Annotated in this window: 9 protein-coding genes and 1 tRNA gene; 4 read left to right on the forward strand and 6 right to left on the reverse strand. The window is 49.3% G+C overall.

Annotated elements, in window-relative coordinates:
• Nucleotides 1-34: 34 nt before the first annotated feature.
• The 3 genes from rfbD (at nucleotide 35) to ACN0YH_RS18120 (ending at nucleotide 5,337) form a co-directional block, all read left to right on the forward strand.
• Nucleotides 35-913 (forward strand): dTDP-4-dehydrorhamnose reductase, encoded by an 879-nt coding sequence (gene rfbD, locus ACN0YH_RS18110; protein WP_417380989.1) that lies wholly within the window; start codon nucleotides 35-37, stop codon nucleotides 911-913.
• A gap of 283 nt (nucleotides 914-1,196) precedes the next feature.
• Nucleotides 1,197-1,285 (forward strand) — tRNA-Ser (locus ACN0YH_RS18115).
• A gap of 587 nt (nucleotides 1,286-1,872) precedes the next feature.
• Nucleotides 1,873-5,337 (forward strand): PAS domain S-box protein, encoded by a 3,465-nt coding sequence (locus ACN0YH_RS18120; RefSeq protein WP_417380990.1) that lies wholly within the window; start codon nucleotides 1,873-1,875, stop codon nucleotides 5,335-5,337.
• A gap of 26 nt (nucleotides 5,338-5,363) precedes the next feature.
• Here the strand turns inward: ACN0YH_RS18120 and ACN0YH_RS18125 are convergent, their stop codons facing one another.
• The 6 genes from ACN0YH_RS18125 to nrfH form a co-directional block, all read right to left on the reverse strand.
• Nucleotides 5,364-6,953, reverse strand: coding sequence for an alkaline phosphatase D family protein (locus ACN0YH_RS18125; protein ID WP_417380991.1), 1,590 nt, complete (start codon nucleotides 6,951-6,953; stop codon nucleotides 5,364-5,366).
• A gap of 207 nt (nucleotides 6,954-7,160) precedes the next feature.
• The gene (locus tag ACN0YH_RS18130; RefSeq protein WP_417380992.1) at nucleotides 7,161-8,558 is read right to left on the reverse strand and encodes a DUF1501 domain-containing protein; all 1,398 of its coding nucleotides are present in this window, start codon (nucleotides 8,556-8,558) and stop codon (nucleotides 7,161-7,163) included.
• Between the two features lie 49 nt (nucleotides 8,559-8,607).
• Nucleotides 8,608-11,991, reverse strand: a complete 3,384-nt coding sequence (locus ACN0YH_RS18135) for a PSD1 and planctomycete cytochrome C domain-containing protein (RefSeq protein ID WP_417380993.1) — start codon at nucleotides 11,989-11,991, stop codon at nucleotides 8,608-8,610.
• Between the two features lie 147 nt (nucleotides 11,992-12,138).
• Nucleotides 12,139-13,386: a neutral/alkaline non-lysosomal ceramidase N-terminal domain-containing protein gene (locus ACN0YH_RS18140; RefSeq protein WP_417380994.1), complete on the reverse strand. Its 1,248-nt coding sequence runs from the start codon at nucleotides 13,384-13,386 to the stop codon at nucleotides 12,139-12,141.
• Between the two features lie 159 nt (nucleotides 13,387-13,545).
• Complete coding sequence (locus ACN0YH_RS18145) at nucleotides 13,546-14,913, reverse strand: ammonia-forming cytochrome c nitrite reductase subunit c552 (RefSeq protein WP_417380995.1); 1,368 nt, start codon at nucleotides 14,911-14,913, stop codon at nucleotides 13,546-13,548.
• A 43-nt stretch (nucleotides 14,914-14,956) separates the two neighbouring features.
• Nucleotides 14,957-15,451, reverse strand: coding sequence for a cytochrome c nitrite reductase small subunit (nrfH, locus tag ACN0YH_RS18150; protein ID WP_417380996.1), 495 nt, complete (start codon nucleotides 15,449-15,451; stop codon nucleotides 14,957-14,959).
• A gap of 252 nt (nucleotides 15,452-15,703) precedes the next feature.
• Between nrfH and ACN0YH_RS18155 the strand changes: the two genes are divergently transcribed.
• Nucleotides 15,704-16,564: an alpha/beta hydrolase gene (locus ACN0YH_RS18155; protein WP_417380997.1), complete on the forward strand. Its 861-nt coding sequence runs from the start codon at nucleotides 15,704-15,706 to the stop codon at nucleotides 16,562-16,564.
• Nucleotides 16,565-16,569 lie beyond the last annotated feature (5 nt).

The raw sequence follows: 16,569 nt of genomic DNA on the forward strand, positions 1-16,569 counted from the left end.
GTATCCCTTTGTAATTTAACTAAAGGTGTTATTCATGCGGCATATCTCTGTTATCGGGACTCGAGGACAACTGGGACACGATTTTACTGAAAGTCTGTCTAAAGCCGGTCACCAGGTAACCGGATTGACACATCAACAGATTTCCATTGAAGACCCTGATAGTATTTCCAGTGCATTCGCTCCAGCGCCGCCTGACCTGATTATCAATACCGCGGCCTATAATAAAGTTGATCTGGCGGAAAAAGAACCGGAACTCGCGTACGCGGTCAATGCATTAGGGCCACGTAATCTCGCACTCTATTGTTCTGAAAAGAATATCAGCTTAATGCATATCAGTTCTGACTTTGTCTATGGCCTGGAGACATCGAGACGGATTCCTTTTCAAGAACATGAAGCCCCCGGGCCTGTCAGCGCGTATGGGCTCAGTAAACTGGCTGGTGAATATTTCGTCCGCGCTCTCTGCCCGCAGCATTACGTAATTCGCACCTGTGGTCTGTACGGAGTTGCCGGAAAAACGGGAAATGGTAACTTTGTGGAAACCATGCTCCGCCTGGGAAAAGAACGAGACGAGCTCTCCATCATCAACGATCAGCACTGCACACCGACAGCCACGCGGGATCTGGCTGCCGCTTTGACCCGACTGATTGATACGGATCAGTTTGGCCTGTATCATGCCACCTGCCAAGGCCAGACCACCTGGTATGAATTTGCCTGTTCTATCTTCGAAATGACAGGCATCTCTGTAAAAACACACCCCATCACAACCGAGCAGTATAAAGCACCAGCTGACCGCCCCCGCTTCAGTGTCCTGGACTGTTCCCGACTTACTGCTACAATCGGGGATTCGATGCCCGACTGGAAAACGTCGCTCAGATTCTATCTGGAATCCCAGGAAGAAATCTGCTCTAAGTGAAATGATCAAAATGGCTTAGACGTTTCACAACAGAAATGAAAGAGTAAGGAATCTATCGATTTTCACTGTGATCGCAGCACGGGGCGCTGCATGTTCCCTGCTTTCAGACTTCAGTAAGCTGAAACTATTGCAGCTGGGTTTTTGGTTTGATACACTCCCTGTCCGTTGTGTAGTCAATTTACCGAAGTCTCTGCATATTCAAGTCTTCAATCGTTGACTTTCACCACGAAAAACAGCATAAAGAGTGCTGCTTGCCACCATTACGTGGCAATTAAAGCATTCAGGAGAGATGGCAGAGAGGCCGAATGCGCCGGTTTGCTAAACCGGTGAGCCGTGCAAACGGTTCCACGGGTTCGAATCCCGTTCTCTCCGTTTTCAAATTTCAGCCGCTGGAGACTCTTCATATCTGAGTTTCCAGCGGTTTTTTTGACGCGCTCCGGCGAACTGGATGACCAATGGCATGCCATATGCCTACTCACTCCGTCATCAGACCTGGTACGATCCCCTCTAGAGCGCATCACATTTAAGAATCGCGTCTCTCAATCTAATAGACTCGGGCCAAACAGCCTTGGAGACATTACAGTAAAACGGGACACAGTCTGGCTTCACTTCTTGAACCATTTTTTGTGATGAATCCCCGATGCAGGGAGATCCCCCAGGTCCGTTTCTTATGAACACTCACGGTTCTTAAACGACTCCTTTTCCGAACAATTGAAAAAACCGGTATTCGTTTACTGTTGAGGGATTTCCTGTTTATCTGTTGTGTCTGTTGTCGAAATGCTCAATACAGGCACTTATGTCTGATTCATCATTACATTTAACGATACAGCAATCTCAGGACATTTTTCTATCTCCGTGTTGTTTGACTCACTGCATGGATTAAATCTTCCTGAATTTCAAAACATATAGATTTCACTTTATCCATGTACATTGTTTCCCGGATCAGACAAGCTCTTTCGGTGCGAATTGCTCAGGCTGCTGTCTTCAGTATTATTCTGCTGTTGGTGGGAGCAGGACTCTGCTACTTTTCCACAACGAACATGAAGCATCTGGAAAATTCCCGATTTGACCAGATCCAGACAGCAGAGGCACAACAACTCCTGCTGCACCGCATGGTCAAAGATGTGATTCTGCTGGCAAAAGACTCTGATTATCAATCAAGCTATACTCAACTTGATGCAGATCTGGAAAGATTCACTCAACAACAGCAGTTTCTATTGAACTCCTCCTTACCTGAACAGCATTCAACGAAACTTCTTAAACTTCAAATTTCTCCTTTGACTTCACAGATTTCCCAGAATATTTTCCTGGTCCTGTCAGGAAAACGGCCCGCTGCTGCGATGCTCAGTTTAGTTCTTACAGGGGAAAAACGTCTCATGCCCGCCCTGGAACACTATCAGTCCGAATTGAAATCGGAGCATGAGTTCCTGTCTCGTCGCGATCAGGAACGCCAGGCGATGATTCTCATTCTGATCTGGCTCGGCATGGGATCACTGATTCTGCTCGTCTGGTGGTATACTCGAAAAACCACGCAAAATATGCATCCAGCACTATGCGGAACCGTTTCTTCTGATCTCCAGGCTGAACTCGAATCCAGCGCTGAAAGAGAATTACTGCTGTCCAAAGTTGGCGAAGTTGGCAAAATCGGAGGCTGGCATCTGAACCTGAAAACACAGGAACTGTTCTGGACTGCAGAAACCTACGCTATTCATGAAGTCGAACCTGATTTTAAGCCAACTCTCGAAAATGCAGTTGAATTTTATGCCCCTGACGCACTTCCCCAGATCCAGAATGCCATTAAACTCGCGATCAATACCGGTCAACCCTGGGATTTGAAACTCCCCTTTATTACAGCCAAGGGACGCCATATCTGGGTTCGTGCCAAGGGAGAACTGGAATACCAGAATAACAGACCCGCCCGACTCGTAGGCGCCTTTCAGGATATCACCAGAGAGAAGCAACTAGAGGCAGAATTTACTCTCCTGCAGGATGATCAATTCACAACGCGGGCACAATTAGAAAGCGTGATCCGGGCTGCAACAGAAATCTCTATCATTGCCACTGATCCCGAGGGGTTAATCACGCTGTTCAGTCCTGGTGCTGAACGATTACTGGGATATACTGCCGATGAAATGATTGGAATTAACACGCTTCAGCACTTCCACATTGCTTCCGAACTCAAGCAACGAAGTCAGGAATTAACTGAGAGCCTCGGACAAAAAGTAGATGGGTTTGAGGTCTTTTTCAAACCTGCCAGATGTGGTACCTGCGACAAACACGAATGGACTTATGTTCGAAAAGATGGTACGGAACGGACCGTAGAGCTGACTGTCACCGTCATCCGGGGAAAACAAAACCAGATCGACGGATACTTGGGAATTGGCATTGATGTCACCCAGAAGAAGATACAGGAACAGCAGCTTTTCGAAAGCCATGAAAGAATCAAACACCTGATCGACGCTCTTCCAGCCGCGGCTTATACCTGTGACAATGCAGGATTAATCACCTATTACAACCAGGCTGCTGCTGATTTCTGGGGACGGGAACCAGAACTCAACAGTCCAGCAGACCGCTTCTGTGAATCTTTCCAGATGTTCGATTCCGATGGGACTCCTGTCGCTCATGAAGATCGCTGGATGGCAGTTGCATTACAGAATCGTGAAGTTTATCACTGCAAAGAAATCGTTATAGAATGCGATGATGGCAACCGTAAAACGGCGCTGGCACACGTCAGTCCCATCAGGAATTCTGATGGGGACGTGATCGGAGCAGTCAACGTGGTTGTTGACATTTCAGATCGGATTACTCTCGAAAATTCCTTAAGAGAAACGACGGCTCGCCTGGAAACATGTCTCAAAATTCTCGATCAGCATGCGATTGTTGCTGAGACAGAACTCAATGGTGTGATACGTCATGTTAATGATATGTTCTGTAAAGTCAGTGGCTTTGATCGGGAAGAAACGATTGGCCAGACCCATCGAATCGTGAATTCTGGATTTCATCCAAAAGAATTCTGGCAAAACGTATTCAAAACCATTTCGACTGACGGCATGTGGCAGGGAGAGATCTGTAACAGACGCAAAAATGGAGAGCTTTACTGGTTGGATACCACAATTGCTTCGATGCAGGATGGTGATGGAAAAGCCACCGGGTACCTGGCTATTCGGAATGATATCACCGAACTCAGGCTGGCGCAGGAAGCCGCCTTGGCCGCTTCAAATAGTAAAAGTGAATTTCTCGCTAACATGAGCCATGAAATTCGGACACCTCTGACTGCGATTCTTGGTTATGCAGATCTCCTCAGGAATGATCTTGAGTTTGCCAACTCCGTCGGTAAAAAAGAACAGGCCGTCAAAACCATTCAGGAAGCAGGTAACCATTTGTTGACAGTCATCAACGACATCCTGGACCTTTCCAAAATTGAAGCAGAGAAAATTGAACTGGAACAAACTCCCACGCAACTCTTCAATATCCTGGATCATATTGAAAGTCTGCTAAGACCACCGGCGATTGAAAAAGGCGTAGAACTGATCACCCGCATCGAAACACCTCTTCCGGATTTAATCGAAACAGATCCGACGCGACTGAGGCAGATCCTGATGAATCTTGTCGGTAATGCGGTCAAGTTCACAAACGAGGGACGCATTCAGATCAATGTCAAAATTCTGGAAGAGAACGATTCCAGGCTTCTGCAATTCGATATTGAAGACTCCGGACCGGGGATGTCAGCCGGACAGGCCGCCAAAATGTTCAGGGCATTTTCCCAGGCAGACACTTCGGTGACACGTCAACATGGCGGAACCGGGCTGGGGCTGGTGATCTCCCGCAAACTCGCACGACTCATGAAAGGCGACGTTAATCTGGCCTGGACGGAATCGGGAAAAGGAACCTGTTTTCGAGTGATCCTACCTGTCCAGGCTCTGCCCGAAACCCGATACACAACAAGCCGCTTGCAGAATGGTCATGAGCATGCAGATAAAAAAGCTCCCGCTTCCACTGTTAAACTTCCTGCCCATACACGCATTCTGCTTGCTGAAGACGGTCCGGATAATCAACGCCTCATTTCTTTTCTGTTGACAAAAATGGGAGCAGACGTAGATGTTGCCGACAACGGAATTATCGCTTGTCAGAGACTCCTGGAAGCGGAAACTGCAAACGAACCCTACGACCTGCTGCTGACCGATATGCAAATGCCTGAAATGGATGGTTATACACTTGCCCGAAAATCCCGAGAGTCCGGTGTGACCATGCCCATTATAGCCTTAACTGCACATGCCATGTCAGATGATCGTCAGAAATGTCTGGATGCAGGCTGTGATGATTACCTCAGTAAACCGATTAACAGCAAAACTCTGAGCCAGACCATCCTGCACTGGCTGGCACTCAAGGCAGAGAAAAAAATCGAACCTCCTTCTCCTTCGTAATGCCAGCCCTTCACATCAGTTGCAGATTATGCAGGATGCGCTCCCGGCTGACCGGCTTCCACAACAAAAGCTGCGCGTGGGCTGACTTTTCCCCCAGGTCGGGTGACATTATCTACAACCATATACTCGCTCGTCCATTTCTCAGGTGTTACAGTACAACGCACATATCCGCGCTCAGAATTCTGGAACTGGATACAAGGATTGTTCGATAATAGTTCCGCATGACCTTTTCGCTTCTCAACGCCGTTACCACCACTGCTGATGGATGTACCCACAAATTCCGTCGCAATCACCGGAGTCTCTGACTGACGGTCATCAACGCGTAAATTGTTCACCCAGTTAGAATGAATATCTCCTGTCAGGACGACCGGGTTCGGAACCTGACGATCTGCCAGGAACTGCATCAGCCCCATCCGTTCATAAGAACAACCGGGCCATTGATCCATCGAATAGGCCAGCGCACCTGCTTTCTGTGGAAATCCGACCATTCCCATCATCACTTGCTGTGCCAGCACATTCCAGATCCCATCTGATGAAATCAGACCAGACTGCAGCCAGTGCCGCTGACGACTTCCCAGTAACGTATTTTTCCGCATCAGCGCCGCATCATTGATCGGTGACTTCTTGTCTCCGTTCGGCTGATCTGAACGATATTGCCGTGTATCCAACACAAAGAAATCGGCCAGACGCCCAAACGAAGCCTGACGGTAGAGCTGCATATGAGGTCCCTGCGGGAGAGAACCAGCCCTGAGCGGCATCATTTCATAATAGGCCTGATAGGCATTGGCCCGTCGCAACAAAAATTCCACAGGATCGACCTGTGATTCTTCGGAAATATCTCCAGCACAGTTATTATCAAATTCATGATCATCCCATGTCACAATCCATGGGCATTTCGCATGCATACCATGCAAAAGTGGATCAGAACGATACTGGGAATGTCGGGTACGGTAGTGCTCCAGAGTTTCGATCTCGGGGCCGAAATGGGCACGTACCGTATTTTTTTTCCGGTTCTCTCTTTCGTAAATATAGTCTCCCAGATGAAATACCAGATCCACATCGTCCTGAGCCATCTGTTCATAAGCGGTGAACAGTCCCGACTCATAATTCTGGCACGATGCGAACGCGAACTTCAACTGATCTGGTAATTCAGTTTCGAGAGGCATCGTTCGTGTTCGACCGGCAGGGCTTTTTGCATCCCCGGCTTGAAAGCGATACCAGTACCAGCGATCTGGTTGCAGTCCCTTAACTTCCACATGCACTGTATGCCCCAGTTGAGGAGTCGCCTGAGTTGTTCCAGATGCAACTCGTTGTGTAAACCCTTCGTCATTTGCAACTTCCCAGCGAACTGCAACCGCCTGTGGTCCCATGCCTGCATGGGGGGCCAAGGGTTCTGGCGCCAGACGCGTCCATAATATCACACTGCTGGAATCGGGATCTCCAGAAGCAACTCCCAGACTGAAAGGGTCTTTCTGAAACACGGGAGAAGGATCTGCCCAGCTCGCACGCCCCATGAGAGGAAGGGTAGAAAGTGCTGCCCCATAAGAGAGAAATAAACGTCGACTGACGCCATTTTCAGATCTGACTGCTTCCTGGAGACGTTTGTAATCGAACATATTTGAAACTACCTGTGTTGAGCAAAAGTGCGGGGAAGGAATAGCGAGGAATGAAATCTCTAACGGTTTGTAAACGATCTGAAATGGCGGGATGATACTTCACTGCTCAATGAATTCTAAAAACGCCCCAGACCGCAGACAACTGTTATACCAGACAAAAACAAGAGCTTCGCAAGCTATTAACGTGAACTTAACGATCCCATCTAATCAGCTTATAATCTCTTGAATCACATGCCCGTGCACATCAGTCAGTCGATGATCTCTCCCTCCATGTCGGAATGTGAGATCCTCATGATTGATTCCCAGTTGATGCAGAATCGTCGCATGGATGTCATGAATCGACAGCGGATGTTCAACCACGCTGTTGCCGAACTCGTCAGTCTCTCCGAAGGTCATGCCCCCCTTCAATCCGCCACCGGCCATAAACAGGCTGTAACCATTTACATGATGATCACGGCCACAAGTCGGGCTCACTTTGGGAGTATGTGGTGTCCGGCCCATTTCTCCCGCCCAGACCACCAATGTCTCATTCAGTAAACCCCGGCGTTTTAAATCTGTGATTAACGCTGCGACTGACTGTTCTGTAATCCTCGCATTTTTTTCATGGTTCTGTTTTAGTAAACCATGCTGGTCCCAAGGCGAATTATTACTGTCAAAACTGGGGCAGGTAATTTCGACAAAGCGCACCCCCGCTTCTACCAGTCGCCTTGCCCGCAATGCCTGGGTTGCATAATAATGCTGATGCTTATCCTTCGAATCAATGCCATATTCCCGTTGCACATGAAGGGATTCCTGCGAGATATCTGCGACTTCCGGAATCAGGGTCTGCATCCGAAACGCGGTTTCATAATTTGCAATGGCACTCTCAATCGGTGACGCCTCTGAAGCCCGGGTCGCAAAAGCAAGATCCTGTTTAGCCAGTAACGCCAGTTTGCGTTGCTGCAACGATAATGTGTCTGCCGGTTGAATATTATCAACGGGACTTCCTTTGGCCCGCACTTGAGTCGCCTGGTGCGTTGCTGGTAGAAACGAACTCCCAAAATTTTCCAGCCCCCCATTGGGGACCCAGTCGTTATTCAAAACGACATAAGCCGGCAGGTTTTTATTTTCGGTTCCCAGTCCATACGAAACCCAGGCCCCCATACTTGGAGCCTGCCCGATGATTCGTCCCGTGTGTAATAACAGATTCTGCTGACCATGCAGAGGCAGTTCCCCCACCATTGATCGTACGACACATAACTCATCCGCAATCGAAGCCAGATGGGGAAACAGATCACTGACCCACAATCCGCTCTCTCCCCGCTTTCGAAATTCCCAGGGACTTCCCAGCCAGACGCGGCTGGCATTCGACTGTGACCGTTTTGAAACAGCCTCTTTTCCGATTGCTTTCCCTTCATGAGTCTTTAGTGCCGGCTTGGGATCGAACGTATCAACATGACTCGGCCCACCATCCATAAAACAGAAGATCACATTCTTCACAGGTGCAACAAACTGTGGGAGAGGCTTTTTTGTCGCTGCCTGAGCTTGTTCTCCCAGTAACCCTGCGAATGCCAGCCAGCCAAAACCCGCACTGCTATTATGTAAAAAACCACGCCGGTTTATCATGGGCAGATGGCCTGGACAGCAATTCGATTTGTTTTGTCGTCCCATGGTTTTACCTGTAATAAATGAATTCTTTTGAATTAAACAAGGTATGCGCAATCTGTTGCCAGACACGTGGAGCTACCAACAGGTACTGTTCGTCTTCGCTTCCCCCCAGCTCTTCTACAAATTCAGACCAGCGATGTAATTCCTGTTGATCCGGTTCTCGTCCATATGCTTTTCTGAACATCTGACGGATACGCGCTTCGACGGAATCAGCAGGATGTTTGCGCAAGCGTGTTGACCACTCCTCCGCCTGCGACATTACGAAGGGATCATTCATCAGAATCAATGCCTGATTGGGCACATTCGTGACATCCCGTTTCCCGGTTGGCAGTTTTAAGTCAGGTAAATTGAAGCCCACCAGAAACCGGGGCGGATCCATGATCGACATTCTTAAATATATGGAACGTCGCCCTTGTCCATCCAGTGGACCGCTAAACAGCCGCTTGGATGCATCTTCTTTTGAACGGGGCACATCAATCGGACGACCATACATCCGACGATCCAGACGCCCTGAGACTGCGAGTATCGAATCGCGAATCGCTTCTGCCTCCAACCGCCGGGTGGGATAGTGCTGCCACAATCGATTATCCGGATCCCGGTTACGCGCTGCTTCAGTCACCTTTCCGGACTGACGAAAGGCCCGTGTCATCACCAGTCTGCGAATCAGGCGTTTTGTCGACCAGCCATCGTTCATAAATTCTCGCGCCAGGTAATCCAGAAGTTGGGGATGGCTGGGCTTTACTCCCAGATGTCCAAAATCGTTCGGCGTTCTCACCAGCCCGGCCCCATAAACCCACTGCCAGACCCGATTCACATAGACCCGCGCTGTCAATGGATGATCCGGGCTGACCAGAAATTCGGCCAGCTCTAGTCTGCCACTTCCCGTACTCTGCTGAACTGCATGCCTCCCTGCAAACACTTCCAGAAAGTCGGGCTCGATCAGCGATCCGAGTTCATCAACATTCCCGCGGATATTGAGTGGGTATCTTGCAGAGATCATTCCACGTTCATCCATACTGTTTGCGGTATGAGCAAACGTGATCTGATCTTCCACTTTGCGATATTCTGAAAGCAGCTCTGCCAGACGTACGGCTGATTCTGGTGTATTTCTTAACAGCTTCTTTTCCAGTAACCAGTTGATGAGTTCCACGTCAGCCGCAGTCGCCTGATCGTCAACCCATCGCCGGACAGCGGAAGATAACCAGTCTCCGATTCGATCACAGGCTTCCTTTCGATCCCCGGGAACAGTCATGCCATATAGAGGTGCAAAGCGGGCCAGTTCATCCGCTGGTGTTCCCGTTGAGTCATGCGAGACAATGCCCGTCACGCTGAACCAGCTGCGCTTCTCAAAACCATAATCGTCTGCAGGCAACAGATTGCCTCCCGCGCGGGTTTTTCCAGTACGAGGCGGGAAATCCGGATTCAGATCGCTGGTAGAAATCTCGAACATCAGTCGCTGTATTCCATTCACCAGCGGACGATCTGCAAAAGCCTGCCACTGAGGCTGGTCCCGATCAAAAAAGATCACATTCTCGGTTTGGAATGCATTATCAGGAACACGAAGAAAGCCGCTCCATTCTCCCCCTGCCAGATTCAGACTGATTATTTTCCCTGGAATATCCCGTTCTGTGGGAGGCCTGATCGCGCCCGGTAATTTTGATGACAGGGCATGTGTATGATAACCACGAGTCAAAAGACGCTGCACAACCTGGGGTCCATCCAGAGAAATCAAAGGGACGCCATCAGCGACATATCCATGTCTTATTCCGTCGCCTTCCGTCTGCCACCCTTCTGGAAAACCGGGGTTCTCAAAGCGAGTAACATATTGAAAGCGTTTCTGATTTTCCCGCCGATGTGTCTCACTGGCGGTTTGCCACTCCTCCGACAAGACATGCCATAACTTCTTCAGTTCCGCGGGCTGCGAGTTCCTCAGCAGCCGTTGTGCAGGGTAGGCAATATCACCGGGCTTCCCTTTCTCTTTCTTTTTCGCCTGATCTGTATTCAGTTTGAATGCTTCGCGCCAGACAGTAGCCCGCGGTTTGTCCAATTTCTCAGAGACAAGCTGACGAAGCTCAGAACTAAACTGTTTGGCCTGCACATTCCAGTGAGATTTCAGTTCATGATGAATCTTATTTCGCAACTGTTTGAGTTTTTCTATTATTTTGTCATGCTTACCCGGTGCATCAATCACGCGGGACGTCCAGCGGGGTGTCATGAAGACTGCTGCAAGCGCATAGTAATCACGCTGTGAAATCGCATCCAGTTTGTGGTCGTGACATCGTGCACAAGCAACAGTGCTGGCCAAAAAAGCTTTGGAGAAGGTATCAATCTTGTTATTGATCATCTCCTGATGAATGCCATTAAAATCCATACTGTCGCCGTGCCGATGTTCTCCCATATGATAAAACATGGGCCCGATCAAACTTTCCTGAAAACCGCTGTTTTCGTCAATGCGAGGCTGCTGTAGCAGGTCACCTGCAATCTGCTCTCGTACCAGTTGATCAAAACCGACATCCTGATTAAACGCCCGAATCAGATAATCACGATACTCCCATGAGCCTTTCGCAGGATTATCCCATTCATAGCCATAGGTATCGGTATACCGCACCACGTCCATCCAGTGACGGGCAAACCTCTCGCCAAAATGAGGTGAAGCCAACAGATGATCAACGAGCCTCTCATACGCAGTATCAGGATTCTGTATTGAATCCGCTGCAAACTGCTTTACCAGTTGCGGGGTGGGAGGTAATCCCGTCAATACGAATGACAGACGACGAACAAGAACATCTGACTCTGCAGCAGGCGCGGGTTGCAACTTTTCATCACGCAACTTGTCCAGCAAAAACCGATCGACGGGTTGAGATGACCAGCTGTTATCTTTCAAATTGGGAGGTTTCACCGCTTGCAGAGGTTGCAGACTCCACCACATACGACGCTTTTCGAAAATCGTGTTCCAGGAGAGAGATGCCGCCTCTTCCACTGTAGGTGCCCGATCACGCGAGTCAGGCGCTCCCAGTTCCACCCACTTGACAAAATCCGCAATGACTTCATCTGCCAACCGTTTACCAGGTGGCATCTCAAAGGATTCATGTTTGAGTGCTCCCAGCAGTAGACTCTCATTTACTTTGTGAGGTACGACCGCGGCACCAGATTCTCCACCAGAACGAATTGCATCGCGACTATCAACACGTAATCCCCCTTTGAGAACCGAGGTCGCTGCTGAATGACATTCGTAACAATGCTCAATCAGCACCGGTCGAATTTTCGTCTCGAACAGCTCCAGACCAGGAATCGGTTTTTCTGCGGCTGCACCTTCCCCTGGAAAGAACATCAGCGACGCCATGCAAGCGGCAACGAGACACAGCAGATCACATCGACAAGCCCGAAGCATCTGATCTCTCCGGAAGAAAATATTGACTGGCTGTTTATCTGAAATAGAAACCCAGCAAAATCACATCAAAGTACGTTTATTAGTTGCCATCTTATGAAACAGCTGGAGGAAACTCAACTAGAGAGCTGTCTTTGGGGTGAGAACGCTCTATTTCCCCTCCTGAGTTTTCAGCCCCTGGTCCAGTTCCAGTACCTTGCCAATAATCCTCTCTTCGACATCAGGCTTATAGGGACGGCTCGCTTCATAGCCTCCTTCCAGCAGAACCCGTTTACTGGGAATGTATCCCGAGTACACGTTTGAATAACCGGCGACCCAGATAGCAGGACCCTCTGATTCAAACAGTTCCTGCTTGATCCGCAATGCATAATCGACGACCACTTCAGTCCCCAATGCTATCAGCGTCAGGTCATTTCCAAATTGAATCACCTGAACCGGGTAGTCCCAGGGATCGCGTTTCTTCTCAGGGAGATATTCCAGTTCGACCGTGTCATAAGCGGTTTTCAACGGGCCATGTAACACGCGCTGATGCAGTCGAGTCCGCTGATTCACTTCCAGAGCCGCTTCAATCGAAGTTGCCAGCGAACGACCATGCTTGTGGGCATAATGCAATTCGCTACGGGGATACGGATTCTGATCTCCGCCACAGCCCATCATAAACAGCGCCGTCACTCCCGGGTGATCCTTTTCAAAATATTCCTGCGCAAATCCGGCGTAATCCCCCAGCCACTTGCGAAAACCCATCGTCGTATTATGACAGGCATAACCGAACATCACCGCTTTCAATTCGCCGTTGGCATCATCCACTCTTAATACGGGAACCTGGTGATCCACACGTCCGTCAGGATTCGGATGATTCCGATATCCGGTTGCCGTTGGTGTGCGACGGTTCATTGCGACGGAACACCGGGCTGCTGACCAGCTCAATTGAGCCGGTTGCATTTTCTCCAACGCTGCGCCGATTGTTTTAACGAGGGTAGGAACGAGAACGTCGTAATATTCTTTCGCATCCTCTCGACCATAGGCGGGGCCACAATGCGTATGAGAAGCGTTCATCAACAATGCCTGCGGCGGCAAGTCATATTGTTCCTGAACCTGACTGGTCACATCCGCCCGCAGCTGTTCTATCACTCCGATCAGATCAAGGGTCAGAAAGACAGCTCGATTTCCTGCTGCATCTTCTACCGCCAGGGCTTTGGCATACAAATCCTGCTCGGTCCCTTCCGCCGGTTCCTTACGCCCTGCATAACCAGCCATTCGTAATGGTTTTTCCGGCGTGATTTTGGCAGACGCAGCCCCCGCCTTCCATTCGGTCGGTTCCGGCTTCGCAGGTTCCGCCGCCAGTGAGATGAAACAGTGACTGAAAACAAAGGTCAGACTGAGTAAAAAACGATGCATGCTGAGGGCTTTCCGATTTTCAGGTGAGTCGTGATGCAATCCAAGATGGCTCGGACGCGGAATGAAGCATGTTTTTGATCCTAACCTGCCCGTACTTGCGGATCAAGAAAATAAGTGAAATCGGAGAGGAGCATCTGTCCTCTTACTGCAAATCTCACATTATTCGCGCAGCGCGTTCTGCCCTTGACGAGAGCAATCAATTGACTCGGCAAGAATACGCGCTGCTTCCTGACCGGCATGAAAACCTGACGAATTTTCGGCTTCGACATAGTCTACATAAAACGTCGCTTTCCGCTGCCATTGTTGAGCGGCATTAATTTTTTCTTCCGTGACACCATTCGTTTTTGCAACTTTAATATCATCGATAAGATCGATTACCGCATCGAGGGCAATTTTCACCAGTTTCTGATGCCGAGACTGTATATTTTCCGTGCGGGCAATCAACTCCTGATCCCCGGTTTTATGGCAGGTTCCACAGGCTGCATTCACATTTAATAAAGGGCTGCGGATGTGATGATCGCTGATCTTCATCGCTCCCACTCGTTTATAGGCCATATGACAGTCAGCACACGCGACACCGGCCCGGGAGTGAATCCCCTGCGACCAGAGTTCAAACTCCGGGTGTTGCGCCTTCAGCATCGGAGCACCGGTTTCCGCATGCGTCCAGTCCTTGAAACCTGTTTTTTCAAAATGAGCATACGCTGCATCGACGGTCAGGCCTTCCGTCCAGGGATACGTCAGGCGTTTCTTATCACCCTGGAAATAATATTCAACATGGCACTGCCCACATACGAATGACCGCATTTCCTGACGCGTTGCATCACGATTCACATCATAGTCGGCGACCCCCTGGGATTCCTTAAAGGCAGCGATTCCTTCCATGAATGCGGGACGTGTTATCCGCAGCGCCATTGTTTCCGGCTCATGACAATCAATACAGGCCACCGGATGCTTCACATGCTCTTTGGCTTCCATATAAGGCATCGAATTTAACTTTTCAAAGCCGGCATGAATGTCTCCTTCACCCAACTCTTTCATGGGAACATAAGTGGATGCATGACAGTGAATACAGGTTCCCGGCTGCCCGACTTTCTGGCGTTCCGTGTAGATCTGGTCGTCCAGCATAAAAGCGTGCCCCCGTTTTTCCCGGTAGTCTTTGGAAAAGGCATAGCCTGCCCATAAACGCTTCAGTTGCGGAATACTTTCCAGTTTGCTACGGGAAACCAGATCCCGTGGATCTTCATCAGTAGGGGTCCGGGGAATCGCTTCACTTCCACCATAGGTGGTCTGGATCATGTCAGCGGTTTTCAGATAATCATCGTACTGCAACGGAAAATTCCGCCCCCAGACCGCAGGATCTGCCGTGTTATCATCGATTTCGACCACTTTCAAAACAGTGGTCCGGGCCTCCTGCTGACGTTCAAATATATTCGTCAGCAGGAATACCACTCCAAAACAGATCGCTGCTGATAAAATCGCCACCAGCAAGAGTGTCGAAAACGAGATCGAATGTTTTTTCTGATTCATTCTTCATTCCAGATTGTGTGAGCAGACTTGAGAACGTTGAGTCTCAGGTATCATGGCCGACTGTTGAGTGACAGCGAATACAGGAGTTGGACTCCAGGTTTTCCGCTCCTGACTGCTTTAATTCACCAACAGCCCGGATATCGATCTGGTGAACCAGATCCGCGTGACAGTTCCGGCAGGCCTGTTCGGTAACACGCCGGTTGTAATCAGTAATCCGCAGGTTCTCTTCAAAAGAACCCGTGGTGAAAGCCAGTGAGTGAAAGAAACCATTCCTGGCTTTACAGTAGTAGGCAGAAGCAGCACTGTCGTGAGGGGAGTGACAGTCGTTACAGGCAGCAAACTTTCCATGCGATGATTTCACCCACGCATCGAAGTGCCCCTGCATCACATGACAATTGGCGCAGGACTGAGAATCGGATCTGAGATAAGAGGCGCCTTTGGCATAGCCGAAAGTGAATGTCCCCACACCAGCAATCGCCCCGATAAAAATCGCGATAATCAGATAGAGTACTGTTTCCCGTTTCAGTTTATGTATCATCTGTATCAATCACAGAAAGAAAACACACTTGAAAGAACTGGCAGTGAAGAAAGGATTCATAGAATCAAGTCTGTAGTTATCTTTTGTAAAATGCAAGGACATCTCTCTGACAACTCATAATTAACTCGATCTTCTCCTGAAATTACGTTTTGTGGCTGCTGTTCTGATAACACCTCGCACGTTATCATTTCGTATAGTGTATTACTTTTGAATTCTAAAATCGTCAGGTCCAACTGTGCGGAGTCCGCTACGATGAAACATCTTTGTCTTACTTTTTTTGTCTTATTTTCTCTGGCAGTCGCGCCCATCGAGACTCCTGAACCGACTGAAAGCATCGCTCTCTGGCCTGATCGTCCGTTGCTGGACAAGAGTGATGATGAAGTCAAATACAGCAACATCATTCGCATTACCAAGGTCAATCGGCCAGCGATTGAATTCTATAAAGCCCCTGACGCGAAACCGAATGCCCCCGCGGTCGTCATCTTCCCTGGAGGCGGATACAATATCCTTGCGTATGACCTGGAAGGAACCGAGATCGCTGAATGGCTGAATTCGATCGGCATCCACGCGATCGTTGTCAAATACACGGTTCCCGGGAATCAGAGAGAAGCGGCTCTGAAAGATGCACAACGTGCATTTGGCATTGTCCGCAGTAAAGCCAGGGAGTGGGGTATCAATCCGAATCAAATCGGTGTGCTCGGTTTTTCCGCCGGCGGTCATCTGGCAGCAAATCTTTCCACAAACTACAAGAAACGCAATTACGAAACGATTGACGAAGCTGACAAGCTCAGTTGTCGACCTGATTTCACAGTCCTCATCTATCCTGCATATATCTACAAAGATGATGACAAACGCCAGTCTGCCCCCGAGATCAAAGTCGATGCGAAGACGCCCCCCGCGTTTATCGTGCAAACTCTTGATGATCGTCGCCTGGTCGACAGTGCCTTCAACTACACCCGTGATCTGAAAGACGCCAAGGTCGATGCTGAACTTCATCTTTACGCGAAAGGCGGACACGGATATGGACTGCGACCTTCCGAAAACCCAGTTTCAGGCTGGCCGAAACTCTGCAGCGAATGGCTCAAACGCACCACGCAACAACAACAGGATTAGTCATA

It is taken from the genome of Gimesia sp. (assembly GCF_048262075.1).
Taxonomy (GTDB): Bacteria; Planctomycetota; Planctomycetia; order Planctomycetales; family Planctomycetaceae; genus Gimesia.

What these genes read in the sequence shown, in the direction of transcription:
- ACN0YH_RS18135 (WP_417380993.1), bottom strand. Translation starts at nt 11,991, where the DNA reads ATGCTTCGGGCTTGTCGATGTGATCTGCTGTGTCTCGTTGCCGCTTGC.
- ACN0YH_RS18125 (WP_417380991.1), bottom strand. Translation starts at nt 6,953, where the DNA reads ATGTTCGATTACAAACGTCTCCAGGAAGCAGTCAGATCTGAAAATGGC.
- ACN0YH_RS18140 (WP_417380994.1), bottom strand. Translation starts at nt 13,386, where the DNA reads ATGCATCGTTTTTTACTCAGTCTGACCTTTGTTTTCAGTCACTGTTTC.
- ACN0YH_RS18145 (WP_417380995.1), bottom strand. Translation starts at nt 14,913, where the DNA reads ATGAATCAGAAAAAACATTCGATCTCGTTTTCGACACTCTTGCTGGTG.
- ACN0YH_RS18155 (WP_417380997.1), top strand. Translation starts at nt 15,704, where the DNA reads ATGAAACATCTTTGTCTTACTTTTTTTGTCTTATTTTCTCTGGCAGTC.
- ACN0YH_RS18130 (WP_417380992.1), bottom strand. Translation starts at nt 8,558, where the DNA reads ATGATAAACCGGCGTGGTTTTTTACATAATAGCAGTGCGGGTTTTGGC.
- rfbD (WP_417380989.1), top strand. Translation starts at nt 35, where the DNA reads ATGCGGCATATCTCTGTTATCGGGACTCGAGGACAACTGGGACACGAT.
- nrfH (WP_417380996.1), bottom strand. Translation starts at nt 15,451, where the DNA reads ATGATACATAAACTGAAACGGGAAACAGTACTCTATCTGATTATCGCG.